Consider the following 13,664-nt stretch of genomic DNA (forward strand, 5'->3'; position numbering starts at 1 on the left):
TGCGCTGCACGAAATTTTCACAAAGCGTTCCAGACAATTCGCCCGCGCTCTCTGCAGTTGTCCCCGTATCCCCGCGCCTTGAATGAAAGAGTCCGGCGGTGGGACAGTAATCAATGGCAATGCTGCCGTTGATCGTGCAACATTTGCGCACCGCGCACGCCCCGGGGCCTGGAATGGCCAATAGAGGGCATGGCGCCGCCGTATTTTGCAACTTCAACTTCCAATGGGTCCTAAAACGACATGGCAAACCCGGACGCCCTGAATCAGCAGCGATCTTCCACTCGCCTGCTGCAACCGACCGTCAAATCGCATCTGGCCTACACACTGCTGTGTGCCCTGGTCATGATGGTGATGTTTTCCGTGCTGCGCCTCGCGCTGCTGGTCTACAACCGCGAGATGATCCTCGATACCCCGGCTTCGACCTTCCTCGAAGCTTTCGCCAACGGCCTGCGTTTCGACCTGCGCCTGGTGGTCTATGTCTGCGTTCCGCTGGTGCTGGCACTGTTCAGTGCCCGGGCGATGGCCGCGCGCGGCTTTTTCCGTCTGTGGCTGACCGTCGCCTCGAGCATCGCGCTGTTCCTCGGCCTGATGGAGATGGACTTCTACCGGGAGTTCCACCAGCGCCTCAACGGCCTGGTGTTCCAGTACGTGAAAGAAGACCCGAAAACCGTGATGAGCATGCTCTGGTACGGTTTCCCGGTGGTGCGCTACCTGCTGGCGTGGGTCGTCGGCACCGTGATCCTGACCCTGGCCTTCAAGGGCGCCGACCGTGCGACCCGTCCACGTGGCCCGTTCAGCGGCGGCAACGTCGGCACCCGTCAGGTGGCGCCGTGGTACACGCGTCTCGCGGTATTCGTGGTCTGCCTGCTGATCTGCGTCGTCGCTGCCCGTGGCACCCTGCGTCAGGGCCCGCCGCTGCGCTGGGGTGACGTCTACACCACCGAATCGAACTTCGCCAACCAGTTGGGTCTCAACGGCACGCTGTCGCTGATCGCCGCTGCCAAGGACCGTATGGGCGAGGATCGCGACAACATCTGGAAAGCCACACTGCCGCAGGAACAGGCGCAGAAAGTGGTGCGCGAGATGCTGGTGATGCCGGACGACAAACTGGTCGATGCCGACATCGCTGCCGTGCGTCGTGACTACACGCCACCGGCCGACAAGACCCTGCCGATCAAGAACGTGGTCGTGATCCTGATGGAAAGCATGGCCGGTCACTCGGTCGGCGCCCTGGGCGCACCGGGCAACATCACGCCGTACCTCGACAAACTGTCGAAGGAAGGCCTGCTGTTTGACCGTTTCTTCTCCAACGGCACCCACACCCACCAGGGCATGTTCGCCACGATGGCGTGCTTCCCGAACCTGCCGGGCTTCGAATACCTGATGCAGACCCCGGAAGGCAGCCACAAGCTGTCCGGCCTGCCGCAGTTGCTCAGCGCGCGCAAGTATGACGACGTGTATGTCTATAACGGCGACTTCGCCTGGGACAACCAGTCGGGCTTCTTCAGCAACCAAGGCATGACCAACTTCGTTGGCCGTAACGACTTCGTCAATCCGGTGTTCTCCGATCCGACCTGGGGCGTGTCCGACCAGGACATGTTCGACCGTGGTCTGGTGGAGCTGAAGGCACGGGAAAACGGCAAGCCGTTCTATGCGCTGCTGCAAACCCTGTCCAACCACACGCCGTACGCCTTGCCGACGCCATTGCCGGTGGAGCGCGTGACCGATCGTGGCAGCCTCAACGAACACCTGACCGCCATGCGTTACGCCGACTGGGCACTGGGTCAGTTCTTCGAGAAGGCGCGTAAAGAGCCGTACTTCAAGGAAACCCTGTTCGTGATCGTCGGCGACCACGGTTTCGGCAACGAGCGCCAGATCACCGAAATGGACCTGGGCCGCTTCAACGTGCCGATGCTGATGATTGCACCGGGCATCCAGGAGAAGTTCGGCACCCGCGACCACACCGTGGGCACCCAGATCGACATCGTGCCGACCATCATGGGCCGTCTGGGTGGCGAAGTGCGTCATCAGTGCTGGGGCCGTGACCTGCTGAACCTGCCGGCCGGCGACACCGGTTTCGGTGTGATCAAACCGTCGGGCAGCGAGCAGACCACGGCCATCGTCACCGCCGACCAGATCCTGGTGCTGCCGAAAGAGAAGGAAATGGCGCCGAAGATCTACCAGTACCAACTGGGCGCGAACCCTTCTGCCGAGATCATTCCGGACGCACCGCGTACCGCCGAACTGAAGCTCAAGCTTGAAGCGTTCCTGCAAACAGCGACCAAGAGCCTGATGGACAACACTGCCGGTGTCGTCAACGGCAAGCCTGACTGATAAAACCGCTGCATGAAAAAGAGGCCCCTGAGGGCCTCTTTTTTTGTCTTGGGGTTTTATATCCTGCCAAGTAACAGCAAGACCAGCAGCACCACCAGCACCACGCCGATAATGCCCGAAGGACCATAACCCCAACTTCTGGAGTGCGGGAAGACCGGCAGACCACCGATCAGCAACAGGATCAGGATAATGATAAGAATTGTGCCCATGTCGATTTTCCTTGTTAAAAGTGTTCGAGAAAACTGGGTGTTCAAGGGCGACTGGAGGCTAACTAATTCCAGACGGCTTACAAATTCCGACCGGTGCGAATGAAAGAAAATTCAATGTTTTTTTAATGTATTTGGGCCGCAGACTTATTTCCTTTAAGCGCAAGATCTTTTGATCCTGTATTCAGCATTCTGATGGAGCGTGGGATACCCAGGTTCCTTCGCTACACTCGGGTATCTCCTACGAAACAACAAGGCTGTCGGCTATGCAAAATCGCATGATGATCACTGGCGCGGGTTCAGGTTTGGGTCGCGAAATCGCGCTGCGCTGGGCGCGTGAAGGCTGGCAGTTGGCTTTGTCGGATGTCAGCGAGCCCGGCCTGCTGGAAACCCTGAAACGGGTGCGTGAAGCTGGTGGCGACGGTTTCACCCAGCGTTGCGATGTGCGTGATTACAGCCAGCTCACCGCGTTTGCCCAAGCCTGTGAAGTGAAGCTGGGAGGCATCGATGTCATCGTCAACAATGCTGGTGTGGCGTCAGGCGGATTTTTCAGCGAGCTGTCGCTGGAGGATTGGGACTGGCAGATCGCGATCAACCTGATGGGCGTGGTCAAGGGCTGCAAGGCGTTCCTGCCGCTGCTGGAACAGAGCAAAGGCAAGATCATCAACATCGCCTCGATGGCGGCCTTGATGCAAGGCCCGGCGATGAGCAACTACAACGTGGCCAAGGCCGGTGTGGTGGCGTTGTCGGAAAGTTTGCTGATCGAACTGGCGCAGCAGGAAGTCAGCGTGCATGTGGTTTGCCCGTCGTTCTTTCAGACCAACTTGCTCGATTCGTTCCGTGGCCCGACGCCGGCGATGAAAGCCCAGGTCGGCAAGTTGCTGGAAAGTTCGCCGATCACTGCTGCTGACATCGCTGACTATATCTATCAGCAAGTATCCGCGGGCGAGTTCATGATTCTGCCGCACGAGCAAGGGCGCATGGCCTGGGCGATCAAGCAGAAGAACCCGCAACTGATCTACAACGAAATGACCACCATGGCCGATAAAATGCGCGCCAAGGCCAAACAAACCAACGGTTGAACTTGCCCGGCGGGTATCGCGTCGTTAGGGTGGCCGCATTGGTCACCCTGTCGAGACGCATCAATGCTCAATTACCTGTGGTTCTTCCTCGCGGCGCTGTTTGAAATCGCCGGTTGTTTCGCCTTTTTCATGTGGCTGCGTCAGGGCAAAAGTGCCTTGTGGGTGATCCCGGCACTGCTCAGCCTGACCCTGTTCGCGCTGTTGTTGACCCGAGTCGAAGCGGCTTACGCCGGGCGCGCCTATGCCGCGTATGGCGGAATCTACATCGTCGCGTCGATCGGCTGGCTGGCGGTGGTCGAGCGCGTGCGCCCGCTGGGTTCGGACTGGATCGGCGTGGCGTTATGCGTGATCGGTGCCAGTGTGATTCTGTTCGGGCCGCGATTTTCCGCCGCTTGAGGCGAGACTGTTTAGCCATTTGCAGGAAACGTCTGAAGGGCGCAGCGACTCAAGGTGTAGGGCAAGACTGAATTGCTCGCGACCCATTGTAGAGTGCCCGTCCGCCGCGCATCTTCAGGGCTGGCTAACCCTGAAGGACGAACTCCATGCTTGTACTCAGCCGTGTTGTGGGCGAGTTGATTTCCATCGGTGACGACATTTCCGTGCGCGTATTGTCAGTCAACGGTTCCAGCGTGCGCTTCGGCGTCGAGGCGCCGCAGAAGGTCAATGTGCACCGCTCTGAAGTTTACGAGCGGATTCAGCGCAAACAGATCAGCGAAAAGGCTCGCTGAGGTTTTCAGTCGAACAGATGCTTGGGCACATCGTGCTTGAGCATCAACTGGCATTGCTCGCTTTCCGGGTCGAAAACAATCAGCGCCTGGCCTTTGGTCAGTGCCTGGCGGACGCGCAGTACACGGGTTTCCAATGGCGTGTCATCACCGTTGTCGGTACCGTCGCGAGTGACGAAATCCTCGATCAGGCGGGTGAGGGTGTCGACTTCAAGAGCGTCGTAGGGAATCAGCATGGGCACCTCGGCTAAATCAATGGCGGGATGCTACGGCGATTACGTTATCCCCGCCAGTTTTCGTGGCGTGCCAATTCGCGAGCAGGCTCGCTCCCACATTTGGAATGCGTGCCCTCTGTGGGAGCGAGCCTGCTCGCGAAGGTGCTTGGTCTGCCAACAAGGATTCAGCTGTCCGAGCGCTGCCCCACCAGACTGTCCACCGACGGCACCCGCGTATCGCTCTCCATCTGCGTCTCATGCTCGATCTGATGACTGAAGCGATCCAGCGAAGCATTGGCCGGCGCCGCATCGCTGGCGAATACCGGCGGACTCAGAATGTACGCCCCAAGCAAACGACTGAGCGCCGCCAGACTGTCGATGTGCGTACGCTCGTAACCATGGGTCGCGTCGCAGCCAAAGGCGAGCAGGGCGGTGCGGATATCGTGCCCGGCAGTCACCGCCGAATGCGCATCGCTGAAGTAATAGCGGAACAGGTCGCGCCTTACCGGCAGTTCGTTTTCGCTGGCCAGACGCAGCAAATGCCGCGACAGGTGATAGTCATAAGGGCCACCGGAATCCTGCATCGCCACGCTCACCGCGTGTTCGCTGGAATGCTGGCCCGGCGCAACCGGGGCAATATCGATGCCGACGAATTCGCTGACATCCCACGGCAAGGCCGCCGCCGCGCCGCTTCCGGTTTCCTCGGTGATGGTGAACAGCGGGTGACAGTCGATCATCAACTCCTGGCCGCTGTCGACGATGGCCTTGAGCGAGGCCAGCAACGCGGCAACGCCAGCCTTGTCATCGAGGTGGCGGGCGCTGATGTGGCCGCTCTCGGTGAACTCCGGCAGCGGGTCGAACGCCACCACGTCGCCGACGCTGATGCCCAGCGATTCGCAATCGGCCTTGGTCGCGCAGTAGGCATCCAGACGCAGTTCGACGTGATCCCAACTGATCGGCATCTCGTCCACCGCGGTGTTGAACGCGTGCCCGGACGCCATCAGCGGCAGCACGCTGCCACGAATCACGCCGTTGTCGGTGAACAGGCTGACCCGGCTGCCCTCGGCAAACCGGCTCGACCAGCAACCGACCGGGGCCAGGGTCAGCCGCCCGTTGTCTTTCACCGCACGCACGGCGGCGCCGATGGTATCGAGGTGCGCGGAGACAGCGCGGTCGGGGCTGTTTTTCTTGCCCTTGAGCGTGGCGCGGATCGTGCCGCGACGGGTCATCTCGAAAGGGATGCCGAGTTCTTCCAGACGCTCGGCGACGTAGCGCACGATGGTGTCGGTGAACCCGGTGGGGCTGGGAATGGCGAGCATTTCCAGCAGGACTTTTTGCAGGTAGTTGAGATCCGGTTCAGGGATTTGAGTGGTCATGGAAACTCCTGATGAGTAGGCGCATCGATGGTTTCGATGAGGGGTGATTTAGGGTGTCTGTTGCGGCCCCTTCGCGAGCAAGCCCGCTCCCACATTTGGAATGCGTTCAACCTGTGGGAGCGGGCTTGCTCGCGAAGGCGTCAGTCCAGACGCCTCGGAATCAAGAAACAGCCGGCTGACTGTGCGGAAACAACAAATCGACAAAGCGCTCCGCCGTCGGCTGCGGCTCATGATTGGCCAGCCCCGCGCGTTCGTTGGCTTCGATAAACACGTACTCCGGTTGGTCCGCCGCCGGCACCATCAGGTCGAGGCCGACCATCGGAATGTCCAGCGCCCGCGCCGCACGGACGGCGGCATCGACCAGGGTCGGATGCAGAATCGCCGTAACGTCTTCCAGCGTGCCACCGGTGTGCAGATTGGCGGTGCGGCGCACGAACAGATGTTCGCCCGCCGGCAGGATGCTGCTGTAGTCATAACCGGCCGCGTGCAGGGTGCGCTGGGTTTCATGATCCAGCGGAATCTTGCTCTCGCCACTGGTGGCGGCTTGCCGACGGCGGCTCTGGGCCTCGATCAACGCACCGATCGAATGATGGCCGTCACCGACCACTTCCGCGGGACGGCGAATCGCTGCGGCCACCACTTCAAAACCGATCACCAGAATCCGCAGGTCGAGACCTTCGTGGAAGCTTTCGAGCAGCACACGGCTGTCAAAATGTTTAGCGGCTTCGATGGCCTGCTGCACCTCTTCGATGCTCTGCAGATCGACCGCCACACCCTGGCCCTGTTCGCCGTCGAGCGGCTTGACCACGACGCGCTGATGTTCATCGAGAAACGCCAGGTTGTCGTCGGCGTTGCCCGCCAGTTGCTGAGAAGGCAGCTTCAGCCCGGCGGCCTTCAACACCTTGTGGGTCAGGCTCTTGTCCTGGCACAGGCTCATGCTGATTGCGCTGGTCAGGTCGCTCAGCGATTCGCGGCAACGCACCCGGCGCCCACCGTGGCTGAGGGTGAACAGCCCGGCTTCGGCATCATCCACCTGCACGTCGATGCCGCGCCGATGCGCTTCTTCGACGATGATCCGCGCATAAGGGTTGAAGTTGGCTTCCGGCCCGGGCCCGAGGAACAGCGTCTGGTTGATGCCGTTCTTGCGTTTGATGGCGAAGGTCGAGAGGTTGCGAAAACCGAGTTTGGCGTAGAGGTTCTTCGCCTGACGGTTGTCATGCAGCACCGACAGATCCAGATAACTCAGGCCGCGACTCATGAAGTGCTCGATCAAATGCCGCACCAGCACTTCACCGACACCGGGCCGCGAGCACTGCGGATCCACCGCCAGGCACCACAGGCTGCTGCCATGTTCCGGATCGTTGAAGGCTTTCTGGTGATTGAGGCCCATGACGCTGCCGATCACCGCGCCGCTGTCTTCGTCTTCGGCGAGCCAGTACACCGGGCCGCCCTGATGATGCGGAGTCAGCCGCGTGGCATCGATCGGCAGCATGCCGCGTGCCTGATACAGCAGATTGATCGCCTGCCAGTCGGCTTCGCTCTGTGCCCGGCGAATGCGGAAGCCGCGAAACACGCGGGTGGCCTGGCGGTAATCGCTGAACCACAGGCGCAGAGTGTCGGACGGGTCGAGAAACAGTTGCGTCGGTTCCAGACCGAGAATCTGCTGCGGTGCGGCGACATAAAGGGCGATATCGCGTTCGCCGGGCTGCTCGTTGAGTAGTTCCTGCGCCAGCGTCGCCGGGTCAGGGAAAGTGTGGCCGATCAGCAGCCGGCCCCAGCCGCAATGCACTGCAATGGGGTCGGCGCCGAGTTCGCTGCCGTCCTCGGCCAGACGCGCCTGCAAGCGTTCATACGACGGTGTCTGACCGCGTAACAGGCGCTGATTGATCGCTGTGGCGTGAGGTTTCATCAATCAGATTCCTTGTTCACTGAGCCACAGGTTCAGGGCCGCCAGTTGCCACAGTTTCGAGCCGCGCAACGGCGTCAGTTGGCCTTGCGGATCAGTCAGCAGTTTGTCGAGCATGGCCGGGTTGAACAGGCCGCGATCCTGGCTCGGATCCAGCAGCAGTTCGCGCACCCAGTTCAGCGTGTCGCCTTGCAAGTGCTTGAGGCCCGGCACCGGGAAGTAGCCTTTCTTGCGGTCGATCACTTCACTCGGGATCACCAGGCGCGCGGCTTCTTTGAGCACCTGTTTGCCGCCATCGGGCAGCTTGAACTGGCCGGGAATCCGCGCTGACAGTTCAACCAGTCGATAGTCGAGAAACGGCGTGCGCGCTTCCAGGCCCCAGGCCATGGTCATGTTGTCGACGCGTTTGACCGGGTCATCCACCAGCATCACCGTGCTGTCCAGACGCAGCGCTTTATCCACTGCCGCATCAGCTCCGGGTTGAGCGAAATGCTCCTTCACGAAGTCGCCGGCCGCGTCATTCGCTGTCAGCCATTTCGGCTGTACGGTGGCCGCGTAGTCGTCGTAGCTGCGGTCGAAAAACGCCGCGCGATAGGCTGCATACGGATCCGCTGCGCCGTCGACTTGCGGATACCAGTGATAACCGGCGAACAGCTCATCCGCGCCCTGGCCGCTCTGCACCACTTTGCAGTGCTTGGCCACTTCGCGGGACAACAGGTAGAAGGCGATGCAGTCGTGGCTGACCATCGGCTCGCTCATCGCGCGGAACGCGGCGGGCAATTGCTCGATGATCTCTTTTTCGTCGATGCGCAATTGATGGTGCTGCGTGCCGTAGTGTTTGGCGATCAGATCGGAATACTGGAATTCATCACCACGCTCGCCGCCGGCATCCTGGAAACCGATGGAAAAGGTCGACAGGTTCTCCACGCCGACTTCGCGCAGCAGGCCAACGAGCATGCTCGAATCGACACCGCCGGAGAGCAGCACACCGACATCCACCGCCGCCCGTTGCCGAATCGCTACCGCTTCACGGGTGCTGTCGAGCACACGGTCGCGCCAGTCTTCGAGCGTCAGGTTTTTCTCGTCGTCGTGTGGGCCGTAGGGCAGGGTCCACCAGGTTTTCTGCTCGGTACGGCCATCGGCTTCGACGCGCATCCAGGTCGCTGGCGGCAGCTTTTCGATGCCTGCAAGCAAGGTGCGTGGAGCCGGCACTACCGCATGGAAATTCAGGTAGTGATTGAGCGCCACCGGATCGAGGATCGGGTTGATGTCGCCGCCCTTGAGCAGCGCCGGCAGGGCCGAGGCAAAGCGCAAACGCTGGCCGGTGCGCGACAGGTACAAAGGTTTCACGCCGAGACGGTCACGGGCGATGAACAGGCGCTGGGCGTCGCGCTCCCAGATGGCGAACGCGAACATGCCGTTGAGTTTCGGCAGCAGCGCTTCGCCCCAGGCGTGGTAGCCCTTGAGCAGCACTTCGGTGTCACCGCCGGAATAGAACGCATAGCCGAGCGCTTCGAGTTCGGCGCGCAGTTCCGGGAAGTTGTAGATCGCGCCGTTGAAGGCCAGGGACAAGCCCAGTTGGCTGTCGATCATCGGCTGCGCCGAGCCGTCCGACAGGTCCATGATTTTCAGGCGACGATGGCCCAGGGCAATCGGCCCTTGGGCATGGAAGCCCCACGCGTCGGGGCCGCGAGGGGCCAGGTGATGGGTGATTCGCTCAACCGCTGCAAGGTCTGCAGGTTGATGATCAAAACGTAACTCGCCAGCTAGTCCGCACATAAAGTCCTTACCGGTTTTTCCGTTGGGGAGGGGTGATTCAAGTCTGGCCAAAATGGCCGCTACTCAGAAACTGACCCGCTGCAGATGTGGGAGTTTTAGAACGATGAGTTATAAGAGGGGGCGACTGACCAGCGGCCAGTCGCGATTTTTCATTTGCCGCGAATCAACGTGCGCAAGGCGAAACGGTTGGGGTGGCAGGCTTCGGCGACGCTTCTGGGCAGTGGCAGCGGCTCGTTGTCCAGCCACGCCGCGAGCAGTTCGCCAGACAGCGGCGCGGTGATCAGCCCGCGTGAACCGTGGCCGCTGTTGACGTACAGGCCATCGAGCCACGGGCAGGCAATGTCCGGCACTTGTCGTGCATCCTTGCTCAACGCGGCATAGGCCTGAGCGAAAGCTGCGCGGTCGGCTAACGGACCGACGATCGGCAGGTAGTCGGGGCTGGTGCAGCGGAACGCGGCGCGTCCCTCCAGTGTTTCCGGGGGCAGTTCATCGATGTGCAGGCGCGCCACCAGATCGCTGGAAATCTCTTCGAGCATCGCCAGATTGCCGAGGTGTTCGGCGGTGGTCGGGGTCAAGTCGTCACTGTTGAAGTCGAAACTCGCGCCGAGTGTGTGTTCGCCCAAGCGAGCCGGCGCGACATAACCTTCGGCGCAGACCACGGTGCGCAGCGCCTGACTCTCGGCAGTTTGCGGCAGGCGCGTGATCTGCCCGCGGATGCGTTTGAGCGGCAGCTCGGCACTTTGCGCAAAGCGTTTTATTTCCGCAGCACCGGCCAATACCACGACCGGGGCGCTGGCGAGCAGGCGGTCGCCGTCGAAGGCTTGCCATTGATCATCGACCTTGCGCAGTTCCAGCACGTCGTGATGCTTGAGCAGTTCGATGTTCGCTAGCGCGGCTTGTGCCTGGCACAGCGCCGGCGGATGCACCCAGCCGCCTTCGGGGTAGAACAGCCCGCCATGGGCCACGGCGATACCAGCCTGAGTTTCAGCCTGGGGCTGATCGAGCCAGTGCACCAGATCTTCCGGGAACGCCGCGGCCAGTTGCGCCTGACGCTCGGCTTCCTTGGCATTGAAGGCCAGTTGCAGCACACCGCAATCGTCCCAGTCCGTGCCGCGTTGCAGGGTTTCCAGCAGGCGGCGGGTGTAGCCGAAGCCGCTGACGATCAGTTGCGACAACGCGGTGCCGTGGGCCGACAATTTCAGATAGAGCACGCCCTGCGGATTGCCCGACGCCTCCTGTGCCACCGCCTCGTGACGCTCCAGCAGACTGACTTGCCAGCCGCGTGCGGCGAGGCTGGCAGCGCTCGCACAACCAGCCAGCCCGGCGCCGATCACCAGCGCCCGACGCTCGCCCTTCAACGGAGCGGGGGGGGCGAACCACGGCTTGTCCGGCAGCGGTGGCGCGACGTCCTGTGGCCAGCCAAGAAACTCGCCGCGCAGGATCTCCCACTTGTGGCCGATGCCCGGGGTGCGTTTCATCTTGAACCCGGCGGCGTTGAGCAAGCGTCGCACCCAACCGGTGCTGGTGAAGGTGCTGATGGTCGAGCCGGGCGCAGCCAGTCGCGCCAGTTCGGCGAACAGTTCGGCGGTCCACATGTCGGGGTTTTTCGCCGGGGCGAAACCGTCGAGAAACCACGCGTCAATCTGCGCATCGAGTTGCGGCAGTTGCTCCAGCGCATCGCCGATCAGCAGCGTCAGGGTCACCCGGCCATTGCCGAGAATGATCCGCTGAAAGCCCTGATGGATCGCCACGTAATGCGCCAGCAACTGATTGGCCAGCGGCTTGAGATCCGGCCACAAGGCCAGTGCCCGTTGCAGGTCGGCCGGACTCAGCGGGTACTTTTCGACGCTGACAAAATGCAGCCGCGCACCGGCCACCGCATGCTGCTCGAACAACTGCCAGGCGCAGAGAAAATTCAGCCCGGTGCCGAAGCCGGTTTCGCCGATCACCAGTCGCCCATCGGCCGGCAGCGCGGCAAAACGCTCGGCCAGACGGTTCTGTTCGAGGAACACGTAACGGGTTTCATCCAGCCCCGACTGGTCGGAAAAATACACATCATCGAACACCCGCGAGCGCGGACGTCCGTGGTCATCCCAGTCGAGTTGGGCGTGGGGCAATACAGGTTTCATGGCAGGCTCGGCAACGACAAGGCGGCCATTCTAGCTGATCGGGCGGCGGGTGCTTGATCCATGGCAATGCCTGGCTGTGCAGCCTCGAAGACAATCGACGATTTGAGACGAAAGGCGGGTTTCTTTGTGGCGAGGGAGCTTGCTCCCGCTGGGTTGCGAAGCAGCCCCGAAACCTGCGACCGCAATTTGTCTGGAGGACCGTGGTTGCAGGTCTTGCGACTGCTGCGCAGCCGAGCGGGAGCAAGCTCCCTCGCCACAGTTTGTTCATTCATCCCACTTGCCATGGTGAGCGGAATTTCTCTGCCGCGCCCATGCCCAATCCGCTAGTCTTGCTGAATCCTGGAAGGAGCCGTCCCCATGTTTGAATCCGCCGAAATCGGCCATGCCATCGACAAAGAGACTTACGACGCGGCGGTGCCTGCGCTGCGTGAAGCACTGCTGGAAGCGCAGTTCGAGTTGCAGCAGCAGAAACGTTTTCCGGTGATCGTGTTGATCAACGGCATCGAGGGCGCCGGCAAGGGCGAGACCGTCAAGTTGCTCAACGAGTGGATGGACCCGCGCCTGATCGAGGTGCGCACCTTCGATCAGCAGACCGATGAAGAACTGGCGCGGCCACCCGCGTGGCGTTACTGGCGGATGCTGCCGGCCAAGGGCCGGATGGGGATTTTCTTCGGCAACTGGTACAGCCAGATGCTCCAGGGCCGTGTGCATGGGTTGTTCAAGGACCCACGTCTGGATCAGGCAATCAACGCCGCCGAGCGTCTGGAAAAAATGCTCTGCGATGAAGGCGCGCTGATCTTCAAGTTCTGGTTCCACCTGTCGAAGAAACAGATGAAGGCGCGGCTCAAGGCGCTGGCCGATGATCCACTGCACAGTTGGCGCATCAGCCCGCTGGACTGGCAGCAATCGCAGACTTACGACAAGGTCGTCAAATACGGCGAGCGCGTGTTGCGCCGTACCAGTCGCGACTATGCACCGTGGCACATCATCGAAGGGATGGACGCCAATTACCGCAGCCTCGCGGTCGGCAAGATTCTGCTCGAAGGTCTGCAGAACGCCCTCAAGCGTCCGCAAGTAGAGGCCGATGAGGTCAATGCCGCGCCGCTGAGCACGGCTGTCGATCAGTTGAACCTGCTCGACAGTCTTGACCTGACCCAGCGTCTGGAAAAGAAAGACTATGAAGAACAATTGATCACCGAGCAGGCGCGGCTGTCGGGGCTGATGCGCGACAAACGCATGCGCCGGCACGCTTTGGTGGCGGTGTTCGAAGGTAACGACGCGGCAGGCAAGGGCGGGGCGATCCGACGGGTGGCGGCGGCGCTCGATCCGCGTCAGTACAACATCGTGCCGATTGCTGCGCCGACCGAAGAGGAGCGCGCGCAGCCGTATCTGTGGCGCTTCTGGCGACACCTGCCGGCACGGGGCAAATTCACCGTGTTCGACCGTTCCTGGTATGGCCGGGTGCTGGTCGAGCGGATCGAGGGCTTTTGCAGTCAGGCCGACTGGCTGCGGGCCTACAGCGAGATCAACGACTTCGAAGAGCAGATCGCCGACGCCGGGGTGATCGTGGTCAAGTTCTGGCTGGCCATCGACAAGGACACGCAGATGGAGCGTTTCCAGGCCCGCGAAGAGATCCCGTTCAAGCGCTTCAAGATTACCGAGGACGACTGGCGCAATCGCGAAAAGTGGGATGCCTACCGCGCCGCCGTGGGCGACATGGTCGACCGCACCAGCACCGAGATCTCGCCGTGGACGCTGGTCGAGGCCAATGACAAGCGCTGGGCCCGGGTAAAGGTGCTGCGTACGATCAACCGGGCGCTCGAAGAGGCGTTCGCGAAGTCCGACAAGCACGCGAAAAAACACAAGGACTGAAGCGATGGACACGCATACGCGGGGTGAATGATTGTCGCGG

Annotated in this window: 11 protein-coding genes; 5 read left to right on the forward strand and 6 right to left on the reverse strand. The window is 61.5% G+C overall.

Annotation, left to right across the window (positions count from 1 at the left end; translation table 11 throughout):
* Positions 1-240 precede the first annotated feature (240 nt).
* The gene (locus tag M0814_RS09360) at positions 241-2,334 is read left to right on the forward strand and encodes an LTA synthase family protein (RefSeq protein WP_003226962.1); all 2,094 of its coding nucleotides are present in this window, start codon (positions 241-243) and stop codon (positions 2,332-2,334) included.
* A 56-nt stretch (positions 2,335-2,390) separates the two neighbouring features.
* Here M0814_RS09360 and M0814_RS09365 read toward each other — a convergent pair whose 3' ends face one another.
* The gene (locus M0814_RS09365; protein ID WP_169432680.1) at positions 2,391-2,549 is read right to left on the reverse strand and encodes a DUF3309 family protein; all 159 of its coding nucleotides are present in this window, start codon (positions 2,547-2,549) and stop codon (positions 2,391-2,393) included.
* A gap of 257 nt (positions 2,550-2,806) precedes the next feature.
* Here M0814_RS09365 and M0814_RS09370 point away from each other — a divergent pair, with 257 nt between their 5' ends.
* From M0814_RS09370 to csrA, 3 genes are all read left to right on the forward strand, one after another.
* Positions 2,807-3,622, forward strand: a complete 816-nt coding sequence (locus M0814_RS09370; protein WP_003226958.1) for an SDR family oxidoreductase — start codon at positions 2,807-2,809, stop codon at positions 3,620-3,622.
* A 63-nt stretch (positions 3,623-3,685) separates the two neighbouring features.
* Entirely contained in the window at positions 3,686-4,018 is a 333-nt protein-coding gene (locus M0814_RS09375) for a YnfA family protein (RefSeq protein ID WP_003226957.1), read from the forward strand.
* A gap of 146 nt (positions 4,019-4,164) precedes the next feature.
* Positions 4,165-4,350 carry a carbon storage regulator CsrA gene (csrA, locus tag M0814_RS09380; protein WP_003226955.1) on the forward strand — a complete coding sequence of 62 codons (186 nt, stop codon included), beginning with the start codon at positions 4,165-4,167 and terminating at the stop codon, positions 4,348-4,350.
* A gap of 5 nt (positions 4,351-4,355) precedes the next feature.
* Here csrA and M0814_RS09385 read toward each other — a convergent pair whose 3' ends face one another.
* From M0814_RS09385 to mnmC, 5 genes are all read right to left on the reverse strand, one after another.
* Entirely contained in the window at positions 4,356-4,583 is a 228-nt protein-coding gene (locus M0814_RS09385) for a YheU family protein (protein WP_003192759.1), read from the reverse strand.
* Between the two features lie 164 nt (positions 4,584-4,747).
* Complete coding sequence (locus M0814_RS09390; protein ID WP_003226953.1) at positions 4,748-5,938, reverse strand: osmoprotectant NAGGN system M42 family peptidase; 1,191 nt, start codon at positions 5,936-5,938, stop codon at positions 4,748-4,750.
* A gap of 160 nt (positions 5,939-6,098) precedes the next feature.
* Positions 6,099-7,847 carry an N-acetylglutaminylglutamine synthetase gene (gene ngg, locus M0814_RS09395; RefSeq protein ID WP_103484706.1) on the reverse strand — a complete coding sequence of 583 codons (1,749 nt, stop codon included), beginning with the start codon at positions 7,845-7,847 and terminating at the stop codon, positions 6,099-6,101.
* A gap of 3 nt (positions 7,848-7,850) precedes the next feature.
* Positions 7,851-9,623 carry an N-acetylglutaminylglutamine amidotransferase gene (locus tag M0814_RS09400; RefSeq protein WP_047598738.1) on the reverse strand — a complete coding sequence of 591 codons (1,773 nt, stop codon included), beginning with the start codon at positions 9,621-9,623 and terminating at the stop codon, positions 7,851-7,853.
* Positions 9,624-9,772: 149 nt separating this feature from the next.
* Positions 9,773-11,752, reverse strand: a complete 1,980-nt coding sequence (gene mnmC, locus M0814_RS09405; protein WP_103484705.1) for a bifunctional tRNA (5-methylaminomethyl-2-thiouridine)(34)-methyltransferase MnmD/FAD-dependent 5-carboxymethylaminomethyl-2-thiouridine(34) oxidoreductase MnmC — start codon at positions 11,750-11,752, stop codon at positions 9,773-9,775.
* Between the two features lie 357 nt (positions 11,753-12,109).
* Between mnmC and pap the strand changes: the two genes are divergently transcribed.
* Positions 12,110-13,624, forward strand: coding sequence for a polyphosphate:AMP phosphotransferase (gene pap / locus M0814_RS09410; protein WP_103484704.1), 1,515 nt, complete (start codon positions 12,110-12,112; stop codon positions 13,622-13,624).
* The last annotated feature ends 40 nt before the right edge of the window (positions 13,625-13,664 follow it).

It is taken from the genome of Pseudomonas sp. MWU12-2020, assembly GCF_023100605.1.
Taxonomy (GTDB): Bacteria; Pseudomonadota; Gammaproteobacteria; order Pseudomonadales; family Pseudomonadaceae; genus Aquipseudomonas; species Aquipseudomonas fluorescens_H.